The following is a 19,779-nucleotide window of genomic DNA, read 5'->3' as shown; positions in this document are numbered from 1 at the left end:
AAGCTGTGACTCGCGGACAATTTTCGAAAAGTCATTCGAGAAAATAAAAGAGCGCCTTTCCTTGCCGGCAATTTCACGAAGAACGCCGAGCTTGATGGCGTAATCCTTATTGGAGATAATCGTTTTCCAGTCGGCTGCCGGAGTTAGCCACTGCGACTCATTGTTTTTTTCGTACTTGACAAGTGTCGTTTGTTTTTTTTCAGGAACCTTTTCAACTAGCTGCTCGGCAACAACCTGCAAGCCACTCTCTTGGTTTAATTCTACAGAAAAGGTGTAGCTTAGTGTTTTGACTATTTCATCATTTTCAAAAACATTGAACAGGAACGTGCATTCGGAGGACTTTTGCCCACGAAAGATATAGTGAGCCGCTTTCGGGTTCAGGGAGTCCCCTCTGGCGAGACATTGCAAAAATTCAAGAGCATTGATAATTGCCGTTTTGCCGGAACCATTTTGACCATAAACGCCCAGAACGTGGTTCTTGAATTCAACGGAACCGTGGACCACGTTTTTGAAGTTGTTTAGCGTAATGGACTGTATCTGTATGATTGACATAGCGTTTCTTCCCCGTTACTGTACAAAAAATAGCAAATTGTACTGAAAAAAGATAATTTTTATGAAAATATTATTAAAAAACAATACAAAATGTATTAAAATTCAATAATATTTTCATTTTTTGACAGTCTGATTGGGGTTCCGGATAGGGGTGTCGTCATTCGTTTACTGCCGTAAATTTGTGAAATTTATCAAAAAATCAATACAAAATGTATAGAAAACGCGGAATAATTTGGACTTTTCTCTATTTCTTCCTCATCTTCCCGCCAGCAAACACCACCAAGAGTGCTCCCGCAGCAACGCCGCAGACCTTCTTGAGGTCGCTCCAGAATTGCTTCCGCTTTGCCTTGCACTGCTCGCAAAGTTTCTCGGTGTCTTCGGGCTTGTCGCAGCCGCACTTTTTGCATTTGTTCCAGAGTTTTTGAGTCATTGCGTGTCTCCTTGACAGCTAGATTCTAATATATACTTTTTGCGTTAGGGATGGCTTGCCTTGTGAAATTTATTCTACTTTTCTTTCTACCACCCATCTCAAGGAGTCTCCCATGAAAAATCGTTTTGCACTCACGCTTATGGCAACGCTCATCTGCAGCACGCTCGCCATGGCCCAGCTCCAAAAGCTTCCCGCCCCGGCAAAGACCGGTGGCAAGCCTGTGATGGAGGCGCTCTGGAGCAGGGCTTCCGGCACGGAGTTCAGCGACAAGATGCTCAGTGACCAGGATCTTTCGAACTTGCTCTTCGCGGCTATCGGTGTGAACCGCCCTGCCGATGGCAAGCTCACTTCACCGACTGCCCGCAACTTCCAGGAAATCCGCGTGTTCGTGTTCACGAGCAAGGGCGTCTCGGAATACCTGAACAAGGAAAACGCCCTGAAGCAGGTGGCGAAGGGTGACCATAGGGGGCTCGTTGCCGACCGTCAGGATTGGGCGAAGGCGGCCCCGGTCAGCATCCTCATCGTTGCAGACGAGACCAAGTTCGGCAGCAGCGACGCCCGTGCGAAGGTGACGATGGGGACCGACGCGGGAATCGTGAGCGAGAATATTAATTTGTTCTGTGCCGGCATGGGCCTGGTGACCCGTCCGCGCATGACCATGGATGTTCCCGCCATCAAGAAGCTTCTCAAGCTTTCTGACTCGCAGGTGCCCTTGCTGAACAACCCCGTGGGCTACGCGAAGTAATCAAAAATCATTGTAACCTATCTTCCGACTTTCACTTCGTAATTCGCTTTTTTTCTGCCGACTTGGCTGCCGTCAATGCGGTATGCTTTGGTCGGCGTCATTCCCGTGGGGGCCGCATCCGCGCGGTTCTGCCGTTGCGCCCCAATGCGGTCGGAGCCCGGGGCGGTTGTGTCCGGTGCGCCCGCCTTTACCGCGATGGAGTCGGTAGATACGGTGAAGTTGTCGTAGCGGATAAAGCAGTCGTGGGTGGGGGCCCATTCGGCACTGCTTCCGCCGTGGAACGTGGAGAGGTAGAACTTGTCGACTTTCACGGTGTCGTAGTCGCGGAGCCTGAGCGTATCCACATCCAGCGCGAGTTCGCCGTCAATCCACGCTTGCACGCGGCCGTTCTTGTCGCCGTTGCCGGGAGAGGCGATGGTGTTCATACTTACTTTATTTACAATACGGTGCCAGGTGCCGGTGGTGAACTGTTTTTGCGGGATGGTGCCGTTCAAGTCCCACTTGAAGTCGTCACCATATACGGACTCTTGCCCCATAAAGTAGATGAGCTGCACGGCGTTGCCGTCTTTGCGCCACATGATGCGTGCGCTCCAGCCGTCGCCGGTTTCGGGCATGGCGTTGCCGGTGTAGCACTTGCCGCCGCATAGGCCGGGGAGTTTGCCGCCGAGCTGGAATTCGAATCCGTCTTCAAAAAATATGTCGTAGGCGCTCCACATGGTGTCGGCGGTTTTCACGAGCGGCTGGATGATTTGCGCGGCGCAGGCGGGCGTGTCGTTGTCGTTCGGGCCTACGCAGCCCTTGGGGTATTTGAGCTGCAGTACGTTGCCATGTTCCTCGCCGTCGTAAACGATCTTGGAGTTTTCGCCATTGTTCTTGTCCATGGCGTACCACCAACTTTTGTCGTAGTCGTTGCGCTTGAAGTCTTCCTTGGCCTCCGCATTGCCGTACACGCCGACTTCGCGGTTCTCGAAGTTCACGAACGAGACGGTGTCGGATGCCGTTTGTGCGAAAGCGCCCTGTATAAACACAGTCGGCATGAATGCCGCAGCACAAACTAGTGCGGGAATATTCAAGAATTTCATACAGCCTCCTTTATTGCGCTTGATTTTAAAATACATTATTTTCTAGAAAAATGTATCTTTATGTCATGAGCGATTTACTAAACAAAAAGCAGGATTCTGTTTCGCAAGAGCAGAAATCTGCAGATGTGGCAGCAAAAACCGCAGACAAAGCCGCTGCCGAGGCTCGCAAGACCCGCATCAAGAAAATGCGCGGGTGGCTTTCTCCGCGCGATTCCGTAGCCGACGACTTTGGCCCCGAAGATGCCGCCCTCTATTACGGCGAAGGTCATTCCGGCTGGAACCGATAATGTTGGTTCGTTAAGTTCATTTTTTGTATATTTGAGATAGCTGGTTAAGTACTAGCCCGTGTTTTTTAGATCGTTAATTCGCATTATGTGCGAAAGCGGTCTTTTTTTTATGCGGTAAAAATAAACCCGAATAGGAGTACAGATGAAGGAATTTGAAATGGTCGGAATGAAGACGATAGGTAATGTGGAACTGCTGCAGAAACCGCATGCGCGCATCGGCGTTTATGCGTCGCGGCAGTTGGATAATGCGGAGAGCATTATCAGGAAACAGTGGGCGATATCGAAGGGGCGGCAGCGCAAGTGCATTGCCGGCACATTCCATTCTCAGTCGGAATGCGAAATTCTTTATTACGTGTTGAAGTACGGTGGCTCTGCCGTGTGGTTCATGGGCTGCAAGTTGCCGGATACCCTGCCCGATTTCTGCAAGAAGGCCGTGAAGAGCGGGCGCCTGCTAATGGTGTCGTGCTTCAACCGCGAAAGGCACAACCTCGCGACCGCAAGGTACTGCATGCACATGGTCGATCTCGCGTCGAGCTACCTCGTGTTCTGGGCGCTGGAAGGCAGCCGGATGCTCGGGCCCATTCACGCCCGCGCCGTCGCCCGCGGCAAGTGGGTGGAATGCTTTTGAGAAGTGGGGGGGGGCAAAACGCCTGATAAAATGCCGCAAAAACACTCAGTAAATAGTTTTTTGTAAAAATGTGCAATTTTCTTGAAAATTGGGCAGGAAAATGTGTATATTTATAAAAAAACTGGGTAGGAAAACGTGTTTAAGAGAAAAATCGACCAAATTCTGGAAAACTGGCTGGACGAACCGAAACACAAGCCCCTTGTGGTAAAAGGGGTTCGCCAGTGTGGCAAAACCAGCAGCGTTAGGGCTTTTGCGGAAAGTCATTTCAAGCACGTGGTGTACCTGGATTTTCGGGAGCACCCGGATTACAAGAAATTCTTCGAACCCAATGTTTCCGTAGCGTCTATCATCATGCGCATTTCCGCAGCGCTCCCTGCGGCAGAAATCGTGCCCCATGAAACGTGCTTGGTGTTTGACGAAATTCAGGATTGCCCGCTGGCCCGCAGTTCCCTCAAGTATTTTTTTCTGGATGGTCAATACGAGGTGATGTGTACGGGCTCGCTACTTGGAGTGCATGGCTACAAGACAAAAGACGAGAAGGGGGGTGAACAGGAGTCATCTATCCCGGTGGGTTTCGAACACATTGTCGAAATGTTCCCGATGGATTTTGAGGAATGGCTCTGGGCTAACGGAATCAAGCCGATGCATTTCGATTACCTCAAGGAATGTTTGCAAAGTGAAACGCCTGTTGATGCAGCGATTCACGACCGATTCAGGGAACTGCTCAACCAGTATGTGATTGTCGGCGGCATGCCGGAAGTGGTGACAACATTTTTAGAAAGCGGGCTAGTTGGCAAGGCGCTTGCCATACAAAAGCGGATTGTTGACGAATACAAGGCCGACATGGTCAAGTACGCCGCGAAAGAGGACAAGGCGCGTATTCGTGAATGCTTTGAATCTATTCCCTCGCAACTTGCGCGTGAATACAAAAAATTTTCGTATAGCGTTGTAAAGAAGGGCGGTCGTGGGCGTGATTATGCCGGAAGCCTGCAATGGATCGAGGACGCGGGAATCATCCGGCGTTGCTATAATATTGAAAAGACAGAACTGCCTTTAGACGGCAGCAAGATTCCAAGCGAGTTCAAGGTTTATATGGCTGATATCGGGCTGCTGATTTCTATGCTCGAAGATGGAACGCAGTCGAGCATTCTGAGCGGCGACTTGCTTGGTTACAAGGGAGCCATTTTTGAAAACCTGGTTGCCGACATTTTTGGCAAGATGGGACGCAAGCTTTATTACTATCATAAGGACAGCGGAGTCGAACTTGATTTTGTCATGCGCTACCGCGGCAAATGTACACCGGTAGAATGCAAGGCTCGAAACGGGAATGCCAAATCCATGCGGACCGTGCTCAAGAACAAAGAAAAATACCATGTGGAACAAGCCCTGAAACTGGGCGACTACAATGTCGGTCGCAACGGTGAAACGCTCACATTGCCCATGTACATGGGATTTTTGTTGACAGAGGTTTGATGGCTACAAGTACAAAGAAAATCCTTGGAATTATAATATCTGCATTCATTCTGTTTGGTTGCTCTTTAACAGAGGTGCGGCGTTATAAGGATATTCATAATCCAAGTCAATCCAAGGTGGCGGTTGTTTTTAGGTATGATGAATTACCAGAATACAAGTCTGCAAAAGAGAACTTTGAAAAAGTTCTTGCCGCTAAAGGTTTTGAAGTGGTTCAGTTTGAACCTCTTGATTCGACTTTGGATTATTTAGTAGTATCTATAACAGGAAGTGATTATCGTGACGAATCCATAAGAGTAACTCTTGTGGATTACAAAAAACGAGAAATTGTAAGTCGCTTTACCTATGCCCCTTTTTCAAAATTGAGTGCTAAAAAAATAAGGAATTTGTTTGAGAAAATGTTTGGCGCCCCTATCGACTACCATAGTGTTGAAGCAAACCTTAAAAACGATATAAGCAAGGATTATGATGTACGGAATCTTGTAGAAGAACGCGAATATGCGTCAAGGCGTCTTGATGTGTTGAGGAATGATTCTGTGGGCAAACCCTTAGTAGAATCTTTTGAAATGTATAGACAGATTGTAAAAACGAAGGATTCGTCGCTTACGGATTCAATGGAAAAAAATAGGGATGAATTTTTTACTGGATGGAAGGGCGTTTCTGATTCGATTTGCGGTGCGGTAAATTCAGATGATTCGTTGGTTGCCGATATCCGCTCCATTTATGAGACTGTTTTGAAAAACGATATTTGGAGAAACAATAAACATAGGCCAATGTATTTTGTCTTGTACAATTGGATCTCTTATCGTGTTGCGCCGGACTCTAGCCTGGAAAGCTTGAAAAATGTCGATGTGCTAAAAGAAGACCAGTATGAATGGAAAAAATTGCAATCGGCTTGTCCTAGTGCAGCATCTTCAGGTCAAGAAGTTCTTGTTCTGACGGAAGAATATCATGAATTGCTGAATACCTTTATGGGTGTAAAGGAGCGTGATGAGGGACTTCGTCTTGTTGATGTTTATACTGTGCCCGGTTTTGAAGAGGCTATGTCGAGAATTAAATTTTTTGAGCCAGCGATTTCTGTAGAAATACAACATGATGCGTATGCATTTGATTATTCGTCGTACCCGATAATTTCAAAAGTGGTTTATAACAACGTTTTCAACATTGCCGTAGTGTATGTATGGGAAGGCAGTGCAAGATTTTCTATTCGCCTAGTCAAGAATGATGGAATTTGGCAGATTGTTGAAAAGAAACGAGATCTGATATTATAGGGATTAAAAAAATCCCCGCGCATTTTATTTTGCACGGGGAGATTTTTAGATCCTTCGCGACCTATGGTCGCTCAGGATGACTGTTCAAAAGCACGAAGTGCCGTGCTCACGCCTCAGAGCGCAGCGACCCCAAAGCGCGAAGCGCGACCTCATTAGTACCTGTAATGATCCGCCTTGTACGGGCCTTCCACGGGCACGCCGATGTAGTCGGCCTGGGCCTTGGTGAGGGTCGTGAGGTGGACGCCGAGCTTTTCGAGGTGCAGGCGTGCGACCTTTTCGTCGAGGATCTTCGGGAGTGTATAGACGACGCCGCTTTCGTACTTGATGCCGGCGACAGTAGCCTTCCCTTGTGCGTTGAGCCAGAGGTCGATCTGCGCGATGGTCTGGTTCGTGAAGCTTGCACTCATCACGAAGCTCGGGTGTCCGGTGGCGCAGCCGAGGTTCAGCAAGCGGCCTTCAGCAAGGATAAGGATGCTGTGACCGTCGGCGAAAATCCATTCGTCGTACTGCGGCTTGATTTCGTTACGCTTGATGCCCGGAATCTTCTTCAAACCAGCCATGTCGATTTCGTTGTCGAAATGGCCGATGTTACCCACGATGGCGCGGTGCTTCATCTTGCTCATCTGAGCGGCGCTGATGATGCCGGTGTTACCGGTGGTGGTCACGAAGATGTCGGCGTAGCTAACCACTTCGTCGAGGGTCTTGACTTCGTAGCCTTCCATGGCAGCCTGCAGGGCGCAAATCGGGTCGATTTCGGTGATGATCACGCGGGCGCCCTGACCGCGGAGGGACTGTGCGCAGCCCTTACCCACGTCGCCGTAGCCACAAACCACAGCAATCTTACCGGCCATCATCACGTCGGTGGCGCGGTTGATGCCGTCGATGAGGGAGTGGCGGCAGCCGTAGAGGTTGTCGAACTTGGACTTCGTGACGGAATCGTTCACGTTGGTTGCCGGGAACTTGAGACGGCCAGCCTGTGCCATCTGGTAGAGGCGATGCACGCCGGTAGTGGTTTCTTCGGAAACGCCGCGGAGAGTTTCGCGGGCGCGGGTCCATTGCTTCGGATCCTTCTCGAAAATCTTACGGCACGTGGCGAGGAACACGCCCCATTCTTCGCTGTCGGTAGCGGGGTTGAATTCGGGCACCGAGCCCGCGTCTTCGAATTCGGCGCCGCAGGTCACGAGCATGGTGGCGTCGCCGCCGTCATCCACGATGAGGTCTGCGGTCTTGCCGTCGGGCCACACGAGGGCGCGGGCGGTGTTTTCCCAGTATTCTTCGAGGGTTTCGCCCTTCCAGGCGAACACGGGCACGCCCTGCGGATTTTGCACGGTGCCCTTCTTGCCCACCACGACGGCGGCGGGGGCGTTGTCCTGCGTGCTGAAGATGTTGCAGCTGACCCAGCGCACGTCGGCACCGAGGTCCACCAGCGTTTCAATCAAAATAGCGGTCTGCACGGTCATGTGGAGGCTACCCATGATGCGGGCGCCAGCGAGCGGCTTCTTGCCTGCATATTCCTTGCGCAGCGCCATGAGGCCCGGCATTTCGGTTTCGGCGAGGTCGAGTTCCTTGCGGCCTTCCACTGCAAGGTTGATATCCTTAATTTTGTATTCCATAATGTTTCCTTTTGGCGCGGGTTTTGCACCCTACGGTTCTATTTATGCATAAATATAGTTATATGCATAAAACATGTCAACGGCACGGTAACAAAAAAATCCCCGACCAGGGTCGGGGGTAAAATCCTGCGGGCACCGATCCTATTAAATAGGCCGACTATTCAATAGTCAGAATATCGCAAAAGCCGGTGACTTCGAAGATTTCCTTGATGGCAGAACTTGCGTTCTTCACGACCATGGTACCCTGCTTATTCATCACCTTCTGGGCCATGAGCAAGATACGGAGTCCAGCAGAAGAAATGTAGTCGAGCTTCTTGAAGTCGAAAGCCAGCGACTTGACTCCATCGAGCTTGCCCTGGATTTCGGCATCCAGCTGCGGAGCGGTCAACGTGTCCAGGCGCCCTTCGAGAGCGATCGTCAATACATTGTTCTCGTTCGTCTTTGTAATCTGCATAGGTTTTTCCTCTTCTTACAATTTAAAAATTTTACAGAGTCTTGGTAATGGCAAGTTCGTTCTTGTCACCGTTTCTGCGGTAGCTCACGCTATCCATCGTCTTTTTGACAATGAATATGCCAAGGCCACCAATTTCACGTTCTTCAATCGGGAGCGAGATGTCGGGGTCAGCCTGACGAATCGGATCGTAGGGCTTTCCGTTGTCGATAAAGGTGAGTCTTGCCATCATCGTCGCCTTGCGAATTTCCACAATCAGGGTCACCTCGGTCGCACCCGAGAACTTGACGATGTTGCTATAGATTTCGTCAATGGCGATATTGATCTGCATTTGCGACTTCATCGAGCCTTCCATCGGGGCGAGAATTCCTTCGACAAACGCAGTCAAGATGTCCTGGTTTTCCGGAATGACATCTACAATCTTTTCATAACGCTCCCAAGCGTCTTTCATTTGCATTTTCTTTGCTCCATCCATTGGTGTAAGGATGTCCTCGACAAACGACTTGAGCTCTCCACTCTTGCCGTTGTTGGAAACATCGATAGTCTTTTCATAGCGTTCCCACACAGGTTCGTCGATTCCGTTGAACTTGACGGCAAGCATGGTAATGTCGTCGAATTGCGGAACATCCTGCACAAAGTGGTCGATTTCCTTCTTGACCAAGGCACAGGTTTCTGCGGAAGACAGTTCACCACCTTTCCTTATGGTTTCAAGCAACCTGTTGTCGCCGAACAGTTCATTGTTGTAGTTGGTCGCTTCGGTCACACCGTCGGTGTAAAGGAATAGCATGTCGCCCGGCTTGAGATCATAAGTCTGCTGCTTGTAAATCGTATTTTCCATGGCGGCCATGACAATGTCCGACTTGCTCGGGATAAATTCGGCAGTACCGTCTCTGTGCCGCACGACAGGCGGGTTGTGTCCGGCCGAGGCAAAGTCGATATGTCCCGTGCGCAGGTCGATAATGCCCGCCCACACGGTCACAAACATGTTCAGGCGATTTCGCTTTGCAAGTGCATAGTTCGTCTTGTTGAACGCATCGCCAACCGATTTCAGGTTCTTGGTCATGGTGCGGAGGATAATTCGTGCAACCATCATGAAGAGTGCCGCGGCAACACCCTTGCCAGACACATCACCAACGACGACGCACAGATGATCGTTGTCGATCTTGAAGAAGTCGTAGAAATCTCCACCCACTTCCTTGGCTGGTAATAGGAACGGAGCGAGTTCGTGGCGGTCGTCATCGGAATTTTCGTCACGCTCTTCGCCGGGCAGCATCGAAAGCTGAATGTTTCGGGCGAGGTCGAGTTCGCGCTCGATGCGCTTCATGTCCTTCTGCTTCTCGACGTTGTCCTTGAGTTCGGTGAGCATGTTCGAGAACGCCCACGCGAATTCGGCCACTTCGTCGCGGCCCTTAATTTTTGGAATCGCCACGTCAAAATTTCCGCGTCCAAGCTTGCGGGCAGCAAGGGCAAGATCCTTGAGCGGCTTTGCCACGCGGAACGAAATCAACAGGATGATGACAAGAATGATACCGTAACCGCCAAGCGACAGTGCGAGGAACAGCTTACGCACAGAGCTCTGGTCCTCGAGATATTTCTGGATGGGCCACACGACCATGAAGGTCCAGTTGGTCGAATGGATCGTCGTGTAGTAAACGGCAGATTCTTCGCCGCCGGCAACCGTACCGATGAAGAGCCCGCTGCTATCCCTACGCTCAAACTCAACGGCGCTATTTCCACGGATTTCCTTGACAACAATGTCACTGTTCCTCTTGCCCTGGGCAATACTTCTCGGATAAGCCACAGCCTTGTTCTTGGTCGTTGTAATCAGAGCGTATCCCGAGTTTGAAACTGGAATCGCAGCGACTTCGTCTTTAAGGAACTCGATGGACATATCTATGGCGAGCACACCGGCCAGGACATCTTCGCCGGCCTTGTTCTTCTGGAAAATAGGAACGGTGTATACGGCGATCGGCTCCGGGACGAATTCACCGATAAACGGTTCCTGCCAGCGGGACGTCCTCCCATCCCTGGTGCTGGCATACCATTCCTTGTCGTCGTAATGCCCCCCGGTAACGAGCTTGATTTCATTTTCGGTATAGCGTGCAAGACGCATGAACTCGCCCTTGGGAGTTTCAGGACCCATTCCCGGTTCGTAGGCGAGCACAACGGCCACAATCTGGGGCACCAGGTTTCGGGCATTCGTGAGCGACTGGAACAGGAACTCGTCCAGTTCTGCCTTGGTCATCTTGCGCTTGCCAAGCGTCGCGGCAATGTCGTCACCCACAAGCTTTCCTGCGTTGAACAGCTTGTCGATGTAGTTCACGTTTGCACGACTGGACTCTTCGCCGTTTTCGACCGTTATGCGGTTCAGCATCTCTTGCGTTTTGTAGCTCATGAGGCCAAAAATCATGCCGAAGACGACCGTAATCGCCGCAAGAATCATCATGGACTGCTTGAAAGCCAAGCCACGGAAATTGAATCCCATAGAAATCCTCTCTTCTTTTCTGTAAATATATGTAAAAACGCCCTCAATTGTTGAGGGCGCTCGCAAGAGTTCAGGTTTTTGCCGTTTTTTGGCAGTCGGCATCAGGAACGGTTCTTTTTTGCCCTGCGCCTGAAGTGCTCGATGAGCGGGGCCACGGTTTCCTTGAAGTCGTCATGCGTCTCGATGCGCACGAAGTCAATCGACATGCGCTGGAACAGTTCCTTGGTCGCCTTGCCCTGGCGCTTTGCCTCGCGGGCGAACGCCTCGCGGAATGCCGCATCGCCGGTATCAATCAGAAGCGTCTCCCCGGTTTCGGGGTCTTCGAGTTCTACGAGGCCTGCAGGCGGCAGTTCCATTTCACGCGGGTCCACCACCGATACCGCAAGCACGTCGTGGCGCTTGCGCAAAATCTTGAAGGCGTTTTCGAAACCTTCGTCCAAGAAGTCGCTCATTACCACGACCACGGCACGGCGGTTCAGAATCTTGCCTGCGTACTCCAGCGCCACCTGCGTATTCGTGCCGTGGTGCTGCGGCTTAAAGTAAAGGATTTCGCGAATTAGCCGCAGCACGTGCTTGCGGCCTTTCTCCGGCGGGATAAACAGTTCGACCTGGTCGGTGTAGATTAAAAGCCCCACCTTGTCGTTGTTCTTGATGGCGGCAAAGGCAAGCAACGCCGTGAGGGTCGCCATGACTTCTCCCTTCATCTGCTTGCCGGAACCGAACTCCGAACTGCTGGACGCGTCGACCATCAAAAGCATGGTCATCTCGCGCTCTTCGATAAACTTCTTCACGTACGGCGTGCCCGTTCGTGCGGTCACGTTCCAGTCGATGGTGCGCACGTCGTCGCCCGGCATGTACTCGCGGACCTCGCTGAACTCCATGCCGTTCCCCTTGAAGGAACTATGGTAAGCGCCGGTCATCACGGTGTCGAGCGTGCCGCGAACAGAAAGTTCGATGCGGCTCACGGTCTTCAAAACTTCTTTATCTAGCATCTTAAAGTCTCTTTTACACCAAGAATATACAAAAAATCCCCAAAAAAGGCTATATGGGCTGTCGGGGGCGTTACGGTGGCCTCCCCACCCAGGTCATTCATGTATAAAGTTGGGCGGTTTGTCGAATAAATCGCGAAAAAGTACGGTTTTGGGCAGTCACTTTAACAAAAAATGATTATTTTGTTAGGCGCAAGGCTGAATCACTCAACCAACTAACAGGTAGCTATGTCCGCAAAAGTTACAAGCAGCGACAAGATAGAAGATTTGTTCCCGGAAACATCCATCCGCAAGATCATCACGCCGGTGGAACGCCTGATGAAGGTGGAAACGACTGGCGGTATCGTTCTGATCATCATGACGATTGCGGCTCTTTTGTGGGCGAACCTTTCTCCTGAAAGTTACCATCACTTTTGGCACCTGCCCATCGCGATGACGATTGGTAGCTGGGTGGGGTCTGCGGACCTGCACTGGTTCATCAACGACGCGATGATGACGATATTCTTCTTCAATATCGGTCTCGAAGTCAAGGGCGAGATGACCTACGGCGAGCTCAGGAACCCGAAGGCGGCGAGCCTGCCGATTATTGCAGCGGCGGGCGGCATGCTTTTCCCGGCGCTGATTTACTTGGCTCTGTGCCCGCACGGGGCAAACAGTGCCGCGCACGGCTGGGGAATCCCGACAGCGACGGATATCGCGTTCGTGGTGGGCTGCATGGCGATTCTTGGAAAGAAGGTGCCGCATGCGCTCCGCGTGATGATCTTGACACTCGCGATTGCCGACGACATCGGCGCGATCTTGGTGATTGCGATTGGTTACCCAAGCGGCGATGGAATCAACTTCCTTGCACTGGGCGCCGGATTTGCGCTGCTTGCGCTGATCAACGTACTGTTCCGCATCGGTGTCCGCAACATGCTGTTGCACGGCGTGATCGGCATTGCCGTGTGGGCCTTCTTCGTAAAAAGCGGCGTGCACCCGACCATTGCGGGCGTGCTGCTCGGGCTCTCGGTGCCGGCAAAGCCCGTGCTCGCGAAGGGCAAACTCGCCCACTTTGCAGGAAGCGTCGGTGGCAAGCTTTCGGGCGAAACGAACGACCGCAACGAACAGTACGAAGTGTTTACGCTGCTGAAGCGCGGCGCCCGCGAAAGTATCTCGATGCAGGAACGCCTGTTCAAGCCGCTCGTGCCGTGGGTGAACTTCTTCATTATGCCGCTGTTTGCGCTCAGCAACGCCGGCGTTGAAATCAAACTCGGCGGCGTAGAAGTGCCCGTGATGGGTGCGGTGGCGTTCGCATTGATCTTCGGCAAGCCGATCGGCATTTTCCTCTTCAGCCTCTTGGCGGTGAAGATTGGCGTGTCGGTGAAGCCGAGCTACAGCTGGAAGGTGCTGTGGGGCGGCGGCATGCTCGCGGGTATCGGATTTACGATGGCGCTCTTTGTGGCAAGCCTCGCCTTCGATGTAGGCGACCGTCAGGATTCCGCGAAGCTCGGTATCTTGCTGGGTAGCTTCTGTGCAGCGATCCTCGGCACCATCTACATGAGCATCGTGTCGAAGGCGCATCACGAGTCAGAAACAGACACTAAACCATAGGCAAATCGTCATTGCGAGGAGCATCGCGGAACCTGCCTCGAGCGAAGCGTGGTGGACGCAATCTCTAGCAGAAGTCATCCTGGAGGGAGTGTAACGACCGACGGGATCCAAAATGAATAATTAAAAATGCCTCATTTCGTCTATATGCTCCGTTGTGCGGGAGACCGCATTTATACGGGGTATGCTGTCGATGTCGAAGCTCGTTTTGAACAACATAAATCTGGCAAGGGTGCCAAGTTCACCAAGGCGTTCCCGCCGGAGTGCATTCTGCGAAAATTTGAACTTGCCTCTCACGAAGAGGCGCTCCGCCTGGAAGCTCGCATCAAGAAACTGCCCCGCTCGCAAAAAGAACTGCTCGCTGCTGGTGACGAAACCTTAGCTGCGGAACTGCTCGCAGGCCTCGGCGAAACCCTTGAAGAATCCCGCGCCCGCAAGCGCCGCGAAAAACGGGTGCAAAAGAAGAACTCTGCTACTTCCAAATGATACTTGGTTTACTTTTATCACGAAACTGCGAAATTTTCATACAGAAAGTAAACTTAAACAGGTCGTTTTGTCTTTCCTTGCTTGATACGGAATCTGCTTTCTACTTTGGATTAATGTATATTTCTCTTGACATATTGAATTAGAGTAGTACTCTTGTTCCCGGTCTGGAAAATCTGGTAAATTTTTCGAGAGCATATGCTCTGCTATCGGGGAATAAGACGAACGCTCACACCGATCGGGTGTGGGTCGTTGGGCTTTTGCCCACGGTTTTTGGCTTTGCCGATATATAACCGTCGTGCTTATCGATAGCGGGTTTACCAGAGCCTCCAGACAATGAGCCGAGCGACACCATACCTTTTTTGTTTTCTCGGCTCAATACAAGATCGCTGCTCACAAACTGCCGTTGGCAGAAAGGTGAGGAAAATGAAAAAAATAGTTATAGCGTTGGCAATGGCAGTTTTCATGATTGGCTGCGGCGATGAAACTACTATCAAAGGTTATACGGATGAAGATGTGCAGAATATCTTCAGTATCTTTAAGGACTCTGTTGTACAGGAAATAACAGATTCCGTTATACAGGCATCTAAAGATACCGTTTGTAAGGTGTCGAAGGATACGATTATTAAGGCTTCTATAGATACTATTTATAAAAATTCCAAAGATACGATTTATCTTGCAGATAAAGACACTATCTATTCTGTAACCACGAAAGATTCTGTCGTTTATATTTATAAAACGGACACGATCTACAATGCTGTTAATGACACTAGCTTGATCCAAATTATTGATTCTATTTATCGCAATCTAGAGACTTCCATAGATGAAATTCCGAGAGACACATCAATTACTTTGTATGATACTACTGAAACTGATGCCGGATATACCATTGTTTCAAAAAAATGGAAAGGAAAAGTCTATAAGGGGGTGTTTTATGATACAACTGCATATACAGCTTTTCACAAAGATGATTATGCGTTTCCCGATGCTATATATAGTTCAACATTGAGCAGTGATTCATATTACTGCTGGCATCAATGTGGTGCCATCGTGGATCCCGATTTTTGGGAATATCCTGGATGTTGGAAAACAATTTCATCATTAAAGAGAAGATATGATGGATGGAGAATCTTTAATTTTTCGGATGTTCTTGCTCTTCAAAGCAATATTGTTTCAATTATAGGAGAAAATTCCGTTTATTTTGCAAGAGCAAAGTATTATTCAGGTACGCATTACTCTTTTTACTATAATCATATAAATGCATCTGGTGAAATTATTCCATTGGATGGCGCTACATATCTGTGTGTCTATGATTTGGCAGACGAATGAATGTCAAATCAAAAGTTTTAAGAGAATATTTGCTAGAATAGCTAACAATCTATAATCTGCCAAAAGTCCCCTTTTTAGGGTAGACTTGGCAAATTATAGTGACCATGAATAGTTTATGATTTCATCACTTTTTCTAGCAAATTGCGGGTGGCTTCAAAAACGGCTTCAAAAGAAATTCCTTTGGTATAGTTAAAGTTTGAACTATACCTATTCCACAGTCGTCGAACATTATTGCTCTGTTCGACAATATTCAATCGCTGGGCATATTCCTTTGTCACCACATCTGTGGACTTGCGATGTTCTGCGGTCGCAAGCAGGGCGCGCTTTAAGGTCGGGACATCAAACTCAACGAGTTTCGTGAGCATATATACATCGTAGTAGTCACGGGGGCGCGTGTTGAATTCGTCCCTTGTGATGATTGTCTCCAGTTTTTCGGCGAGAATGTTTTCGACTGGGTACGACCAGGCTTTGATGAGCGAATTGCCGAAATTTCTTTTGAAAAACATTTGCTGGATACCGGGATAGATGCTGTCTCCCGCAGTAATATCCATTGTCAGCGTACCACGTATTTCACCATAGCTTACATTCAAAAATGCACGGAGGCCTTGGTAATCGTCTTCTTCGCGAATACGTTCCAGATGGTCTAATTCAAAAGTGAAATCGTCCTCGACAGGAACTTGACAAACATGCGTGAGTGCCGCAGTCATCGCGGATTCGTCGATAGGAAAGTTCTTGACGGTCGTATCCACATCCATCGTTGTCCTTGCCTGAAAACCGATTAAATTGGAAATCAGGTATCCGCCTTTGAGAATGAAATTGTCTACGTAATCGGAATGTGCTAAGCGGTTGACGAAGCATTCCATATAGTAGGTATGTAACATTTGTTGTGGACGGAGATTCAGTTCAATGGCGCGGGTCTTGATAAAGGACTTGAGTTGCATCGCGTTGCGAGTTTTCAAATCAGCACCTCCAGATACGGGCGAATTTTATTCTCGACATTGAACATTCGAGCGTAATCCGTCAGTTTCCAGATTTTTCGATCCTTTGATGCCATGTACCTTTGCAAGGCGGGAATATATCTTTCCTTGTTGAAGTCTTTTCGGCTGTGGAGCAGTTCGCACAAGGTCCGTTCGATGCAATAAACTTTCAGGGGATTGCTGTAGAACGATTGGATTTCTTGAACGCCTTCGTTTAACAATTCGGCAGGGGTCTGACGCACCAAGAAGTTCTGCCACATTTTTTTTGAATGGTAACCCTTCGGGACGGTTACCGTAAAAATTTCAGGAAGAAGGTCACTGTATCCGGTCAAATAAAGTGCGGTCTCGTTGGAATACACCACTTTGTCGCTCAACACTTGCGGAATGTAGTATTCGTCTTCAACCACGTTAGCGAATGCGTACAGTCCGTAGTTGACCTTCTTTATTTTTCCGGAATCCTCCAGATTCTTCAGGTCGTACCTAGAAACACCGTGCTCCAGGCACTGTTTAAGGGAGAAATACCCCCTATTGGAAAATTTTCGCATTTTCTGCATGATTTCCATACTCCTAAATATAACATCTTATACATTTAAAATCAATAATAAGTGTATAAGATGTAAATTTTTGTGTTTGACAATTTTGCCATGCCTTTAATATATCTTCGGCACAGTTCCCCCGTCAAGCCCAATCGCTTTACATCGAAAATGCGCCCAAAATGGCGATTTTGGTCGAATTTCGAAGATTTAGGGGCTCAAAGGGACCGATATTAACGAGAAAAATTTTTAGCAAAGTGATCGGCTTATTTCACAATCAAGTCCACCACGAGTGCGATGGCCATGCCGATACTGCAGATGCTGATAAAGCGCTGGATGAACTTGTTGCCTTTCTTGCGCTGCAGGAAACTGCCGAAATAGCCGCCGACCCAGGCGCCGCCGGCCATCAGGGCGGCAATCGCCCAGTCAATTTTTCCGTTAAGTCCAAGCGCGATGGTGCTCACTAGCAAAAAAACGTTGGTAAGCGCATTCTTGAGCGCATTGATTTCTATCGGCGAAAGTCCCGTGTAGCGCGTGAGGCCGAAAATTTGTACAAAACCCACGCCTACCTGCACGATGCAACCGTAAAGGGCGATGACGAAAAATCCAAGCGCCCCTTTGAGAGTCAATTTTTCGGGAGGATTTTCAGGCGGCTTTCCGAGAATGTTCTTGTTCAGGTTGCTCATCACGACCACAAGGCAGATGACGACAGCAAGGATTGCCTGGAAAAGCTTGTCTCCGATGCGCACCAAAAAGCAGGCGCCGAGGAGTGCCCCGAGGAAAGTGGGAATCAGCAGCTGGAAGAACAGCTTTAAATTCAGGTAGCCGTGACGGGCGAGGTTGAGTGCGCTGCTGAAGTTCCCGATGATAAGCCCGATGCGGTTCGTGCCATTTGCAACAGTGGCAGGCAGCCCAAGGAATATCATCAACGGAAGGCTCAACGTGGAGCCTCCGCCGGCAATGCTGTTGATAAGGCTCACCACGGCACCCAGCACAAAGTAGGCGCCGTAGAGAGCGATCACCGATGCATCGAAATCCATCTAGAGTAAACCCAGAAAACCTTCTTGGGGCCTTCTACTCTTTATCGGACGTGTCTTTTTGGCAGTGGCAGGGGCAATGGTAGCAGTCGCCCGTCTCGGCGTAGTCCTTGCCGCTCCAGCAGTAGGTGCAGAGCTGGTCTTCGGGGAGCCCAATAGCCTGGATCAGGTCGTCGATGCGCTGGAAAGCGAGCGTCGTCAAGTTCAGCTTCTGGCGGATGTATTCCACCATGCCCTTGTAGGCTTCGCCGTCCGGGTTCGTGTACTTCTCGATATCGGCGTTTTCGCCTTCCTGGTCGCGGATATAACGGCGCGTAATGAGATCGTACTCGTTCTTGGAACGGGAGAAGTTGATGAACTTGCAGGGGTAAACGAGCGGCGGGCACGCGATACGCATGTGCGTCTCTTTACATCCAAGCGAATAAAGCTTCAGGGCCTGCTTGCCGAGCTGAGTGCCGCGCACGATGGAGTCGTCGCAGAACACGAGGCGGCGTTCCTTGATAAGACCCGGAATCGGAATGAGCTTCATGGAAGCCACGCGTTCGCGTTGCTTCTGGTCTTGCGGCATGAAGGAGCGGGCCCAGGTCGGAGTGTACTTGACAAAGGAGCGGGCAAACTTGATGCCTGCCTCGTGGGCATAGCCCAAGGCATGCGACGTGCCGGAATCCGGAATGCCGCAGGCGGCATCGGCTTCGGTCGGGGTGCGCTTTGCAAGCGCGGAACCGCAGCGGTAGCGGGTCATTTCGACATTGCGGCCTTCGTAGCTTGATGCAGGGTAACCGTAGTAGACCCAGAGGAAGGAGCAGATGGCCATCTTCTTGCCGGGGGCGACGAGCGTCGTTTCTCCATCGGGAGTCATCTCGACAATTTCGCCGGGACCAAGGTCACGAACGTGGTCGTAGCCCAGGTTGTGAAGTGCGCAGCTTTCCTGCACGGCGATCATCGAACCTTCTTTCTTGCCGAGCACGATCGGCGTGCGACCCCACTTGTCGCGGCTAGCATAGAACTTTCCTTCGCTGTCCATCAGAAGAACAGAGCAGCTACCCTTCACCTTTTCGTGGACATACTTGAGTCCATCGACAACGGAGTCGCGGGTGGCAATAAGCGCCGAGACGACTTCGGTTGGGCCGACCATTCCGCTGGTCGTCGAATACTGGAGCTGCATGCAGTTGTTCTTGAAGAGTTCGTCCTTCAGATCTTCGATGTTGGAGATGAGCCCGACCGTCACGATGGCGAAGGTGCCAAGCTTGGATGTCATCACGAGCGGCTGCGGATCCGTATCGGAAATGACGCCGATGCCTACCTTGCCCGAGAAAGAGGCAAGGTCATGTTCGAACTTGCTGCGGAAAGGAGTGTTCTGGATGTTATGAATCGAACGGTGGAATCTTCCGTTAGAGTTCAAGACCGCCATACCACCGCGGTGAGTTCCAAGATGTGAATGGTAGTCGGTCCCGAAGAAGAGGTCGCTGACACAATCTTCTTTCGAAACAACGCCGCAAAAGCCGCCCATAAAAACTCCTTGGCAAAAAAGGGATCTGTTTTCGCCAAAGTTAGAAATTTTTAGATGAGGGCATCAGCCGTCGATTTCGGTGAAGCGGTCCACCACAGTACCATCGGCGAGGGTCACCTTGCTCTCGAAATCTTCGCGGTCGCGGACCCAGAGCGTCCCAATCGGATGGTCGGGGGTTTCGTATTCACTGCGGTAGACAACCAGCGGCCTTACCGATTCGCAGTCGAGCGCACCGGCATGCACCACGGTGTAGACCATAGACTGCTTCTTGTAGTGGCGGTACCTGTGACCTTCAATCGCCTTCGACATGGGGAAATCCT

General features: G+C 50.3%; 20 protein-coding genes. 8 read left to right on the top strand and 12 right to left on the bottom strand.

Annotation, left to right across the window (positions count from 1 at the left end):
* Positions 1-552 (bottom strand): AAA family ATPase (locus ACKI61_RS11675; protein WP_407457870.1); only part of this gene is annotated, 552 nt, incomplete at its 3' end.
* Positions 553-796: 244 nt separating this feature from the next.
* A complete protein-coding gene (locus ACKI61_RS11670; protein WP_407457869.1) occupies positions 797-982 on the bottom strand; it encodes a hypothetical protein in 186 nt (61 codons plus the stop codon).
* A 112-nt stretch (positions 983-1,094) separates the two neighbouring features.
* Here ACKI61_RS11670 and ACKI61_RS11665 point away from each other — a divergent pair, with 112 nt between their 5' ends.
* On the top strand, positions 1,095-1,727 hold the full coding sequence (locus tag ACKI61_RS11665) for a nitroreductase family protein (RefSeq protein WP_407457868.1): 633 nt from the start codon (positions 1,095-1,097) through the stop codon (positions 1,725-1,727).
* Between the two features lie 17 nt (positions 1,728-1,744).
* On the opposite strand, the gene ACKI61_RS11660 is transcribed toward ACKI61_RS11665, so the two are convergent.
* On the bottom strand, positions 1,745-2,809 hold the full coding sequence (locus tag ACKI61_RS11660) for a polysaccharide lyase (RefSeq protein ID WP_407457867.1): 1,065 nt from the start codon (positions 2,807-2,809) through the stop codon (positions 1,745-1,747).
* Between the two features lie 65 nt (positions 2,810-2,874).
* Between ACKI61_RS11660 and ACKI61_RS11655 the strand changes: the two genes are divergently transcribed.
* From ACKI61_RS11655 to ACKI61_RS11640, 4 genes are all read left to right on the top strand, one after another.
* Positions 2,875-3,096, top strand: a complete 222-nt coding sequence (locus ACKI61_RS11655; RefSeq protein ID WP_407457866.1) for a hypothetical protein — start codon at positions 2,875-2,877, stop codon at positions 3,094-3,096.
* Between the two features lie 142 nt (positions 3,097-3,238).
* Positions 3,239-3,724, top strand: coding sequence for a hypothetical protein (locus ACKI61_RS11650; protein ID WP_407457865.1), 486 nt, complete (start codon positions 3,239-3,241; stop codon positions 3,722-3,724).
* Positions 3,725-3,859: 135 nt separating this feature from the next.
* Positions 3,860-5,197: an ATP-binding protein gene (locus ACKI61_RS11645; protein ID WP_407457864.1), complete on the top strand. Its 1,338-nt coding sequence runs from the start codon at positions 3,860-3,862 to the stop codon at positions 5,195-5,197.
* Positions 5,197-6,465 (top strand): hypothetical protein, encoded by a 1,269-nt coding sequence (locus ACKI61_RS11640; RefSeq protein WP_407457863.1) that lies wholly within the window; start codon positions 5,197-5,199, stop codon positions 6,463-6,465. The genes ACKI61_RS11645 and ACKI61_RS11640 overlap by 1 nt, the downstream gene beginning before the upstream one ends.
* 152 nt (positions 6,466-6,617) lie before the next feature.
* Here ACKI61_RS11640 and ahcY read toward each other — a convergent pair whose 3' ends face one another.
* The 4 genes from ahcY to ACKI61_RS11620 all read right to left on the bottom strand — a co-directional run bounded on the left by ahcY (position 6,618) and on the right by ACKI61_RS11620 (position 12,006).
* A complete protein-coding gene (gene ahcY, locus ACKI61_RS11635; RefSeq protein ID WP_407457862.1) occupies positions 6,618-8,078 on the bottom strand; it encodes an adenosylhomocysteinase in 1,461 nt (486 codons plus the stop codon).
* Between the two features lie 157 nt (positions 8,079-8,235).
* Positions 8,236-8,532, bottom strand: a complete 297-nt coding sequence (locus ACKI61_RS11630; protein WP_407457861.1) for an STAS domain-containing protein — start codon at positions 8,530-8,532, stop codon at positions 8,236-8,238.
* Between the two features lie 31 nt (positions 8,533-8,563).
* Positions 8,564-11,014, bottom strand: coding sequence for a SpoIIE family protein phosphatase (locus ACKI61_RS11625; RefSeq protein ID WP_407457860.1), 2,451 nt, complete (start codon positions 11,012-11,014; stop codon positions 8,564-8,566).
* A 101-nt stretch (positions 11,015-11,115) separates the two neighbouring features.
* Positions 11,116-12,006: a DUF58 domain-containing protein gene (locus ACKI61_RS11620; protein WP_072979715.1), complete on the bottom strand. Its 891-nt coding sequence runs from the start codon at positions 12,004-12,006 to the stop codon at positions 11,116-11,118.
* Between the two features lie 225 nt (positions 12,007-12,231).
* Between ACKI61_RS11620 and nhaA the strand changes: the two genes are divergently transcribed.
* From nhaA to ACKI61_RS11605, 3 genes are all read left to right on the top strand, one after another.
* Positions 12,232-13,593, top strand: coding sequence for a Na+/H+ antiporter NhaA (gene nhaA / locus ACKI61_RS11615; RefSeq protein WP_407457859.1), 1,362 nt, complete (start codon positions 12,232-12,234; stop codon positions 13,591-13,593).
* 126 nt (positions 13,594-13,719) lie between these two features.
* Positions 13,720-14,076, top strand: coding sequence for a GIY-YIG nuclease family protein (locus ACKI61_RS11610; protein ID WP_407457858.1), 357 nt, complete (start codon positions 13,720-13,722; stop codon positions 14,074-14,076).
* Between the two features lie 423 nt (positions 14,077-14,499).
* Entirely contained in the window at positions 14,500-15,402 is a 903-nt protein-coding gene (locus ACKI61_RS11605) for a hypothetical protein (RefSeq protein ID WP_407457857.1), read from the top strand.
* A 113-nt stretch (positions 15,403-15,515) separates the two neighbouring features.
* Here ACKI61_RS11605 and ACKI61_RS11600 read toward each other — a convergent pair whose 3' ends face one another.
* From ACKI61_RS11600 to ACKI61_RS11580, 5 genes are all read right to left on the bottom strand, one after another.
* Positions 15,516-16,361 (bottom strand): nucleotidyl transferase AbiEii/AbiGii toxin family protein, encoded by an 846-nt coding sequence (locus ACKI61_RS11600; protein WP_407457856.1) that lies wholly within the window; start codon positions 16,359-16,361, stop codon positions 15,516-15,518.
* Positions 16,358-16,942 (bottom strand): type IV toxin-antitoxin system AbiEi family antitoxin domain-containing protein, encoded by a 585-nt coding sequence (locus ACKI61_RS11595; RefSeq protein WP_407457855.1) that lies wholly within the window; start codon positions 16,940-16,942, stop codon positions 16,358-16,360. Before ACKI61_RS11595 ends, ACKI61_RS11600 begins: the two co-directional genes overlap by 4 nt.
* A gap of 236 nt (positions 16,943-17,178) precedes the next feature.
* Positions 17,179-17,952, bottom strand: coding sequence for a sulfite exporter TauE/SafE family protein (locus ACKI61_RS11590; protein WP_407457854.1), 774 nt, complete (start codon positions 17,950-17,952; stop codon positions 17,179-17,181).
* Between the two features lie 34 nt (positions 17,953-17,986).
* Positions 17,987-19,459 carry an amidophosphoribosyltransferase gene (locus ACKI61_RS11585; RefSeq protein ID WP_407457853.1) on the bottom strand — a complete coding sequence of 491 codons (1,473 nt, stop codon included), beginning with the start codon at positions 19,457-19,459 and terminating at the stop codon, positions 17,987-17,989.
* A gap of 63 nt (positions 19,460-19,522) precedes the next feature.
* Complete coding sequence (locus tag ACKI61_RS11580; protein ID WP_407457852.1) at positions 19,523-19,768, bottom strand: DUF1653 domain-containing protein; 246 nt, start codon at positions 19,766-19,768, stop codon at positions 19,523-19,525.
* Positions 19,769-19,779 lie beyond the last annotated feature (11 nt).

The sequence above is a fragment of the Fibrobacter sp. genome, from assembly GCF_045601785.1.
Lineage (GTDB): Bacteria > Fibrobacterota > Fibrobacteria > Fibrobacterales > Fibrobacteraceae > Fibrobacter.
The sequence above is the reverse complement of the archived record's forward strand: the minus strand, read 5'-3'. Positions and strand labels throughout refer to the sequence as shown.

Bases quoted from the DNA above. Each gene is read 5' to 3' on its own strand.
- ACKI61_RS11670 (WP_407457869.1), bottom strand. From the start codon at position 982: ATGACTCAAAAACTCTGGAACAAATGCAAAAAGTGCGGCTGCGACAAG.
- ACKI61_RS11665 (WP_407457868.1), top strand. From the start codon at position 1,095: ATGAAAAATCGTTTTGCACTCACGCTTATGGCAACGCTCATCTGCAGC.
- ACKI61_RS11660 (WP_407457867.1), bottom strand. From the start codon at position 2,809: ATGAAATTCTTGAATATTCCCGCACTAGTTTGTGCTGCGGCATTCATG.
- ACKI61_RS11655 (WP_407457866.1), top strand. From the start codon at position 2,875: ATGAGCGATTTACTAAACAAAAAGCAGGATTCTGTTTCGCAAGAGCAG.
- ACKI61_RS11650 (WP_407457865.1), top strand. From the start codon at position 3,239: ATGAAGGAATTTGAAATGGTCGGAATGAAGACGATAGGTAATGTGGAA.
- ACKI61_RS11640 (WP_407457863.1), top strand. From the start codon at position 5,197: ATGGCTACAAGTACAAAGAAAATCCTTGGAATTATAATATCTGCATTC.
- ahcY (WP_407457862.1), bottom strand. From the start codon at position 8,078: ATGGAATACAAAATTAAGGATATCAACCTTGCAGTGGAAGGCCGCAAG.
- ACKI61_RS11630 (WP_407457861.1), bottom strand. From the start codon at position 8,532: ATGCAGATTACAAAGACGAACGAGAACAATGTATTGACGATCGCTCTC.
- ACKI61_RS11625 (WP_407457860.1), bottom strand. From the start codon at position 11,014: ATGGGATTCAATTTCCGTGGCTTGGCTTTCAAGCAGTCCATGATGATT.
- ACKI61_RS11620 (WP_072979715.1), bottom strand. From the start codon at position 12,006: ATGCTAGATAAAGAAGTTTTGAAGACCGTGAGCCGCATCGAACTTTCT.
- nhaA (WP_407457859.1), top strand. From the start codon at position 12,232: ATGTCCGCAAAAGTTACAAGCAGCGACAAGATAGAAGATTTGTTCCCG.
- ACKI61_RS11610 (WP_407457858.1), top strand. From the start codon at position 13,720: ATGCCTCATTTCGTCTATATGCTCCGTTGTGCGGGAGACCGCATTTAT.
- ACKI61_RS11605 (WP_407457857.1), top strand. From the start codon at position 14,500: ATGAAAAAAATAGTTATAGCGTTGGCAATGGCAGTTTTCATGATTGGC.
- ACKI61_RS11595 (WP_407457855.1), bottom strand. From the start codon at position 16,942: ATGGAAATCATGCAGAAAATGCGAAAATTTTCCAATAGGGGGTATTTC.
- ACKI61_RS11590 (WP_407457854.1), bottom strand. From the start codon at position 17,952: ATGGATTTCGATGCATCGGTGATCGCTCTCTACGGCGCCTACTTTGTG.
- ACKI61_RS11585 (WP_407457853.1), bottom strand. From the start codon at position 19,459: ATGGGCGGCTTTTGCGGCGTTGTTTCGAAAGAAGATTGTGTCAGCGAC.
- ACKI61_RS11580 (WP_407457852.1), bottom strand. From the start codon at position 19,768: ATGTCGAAGGCGATTGAAGGTCACAGGTACCGCCACTACAAGAAGCAG.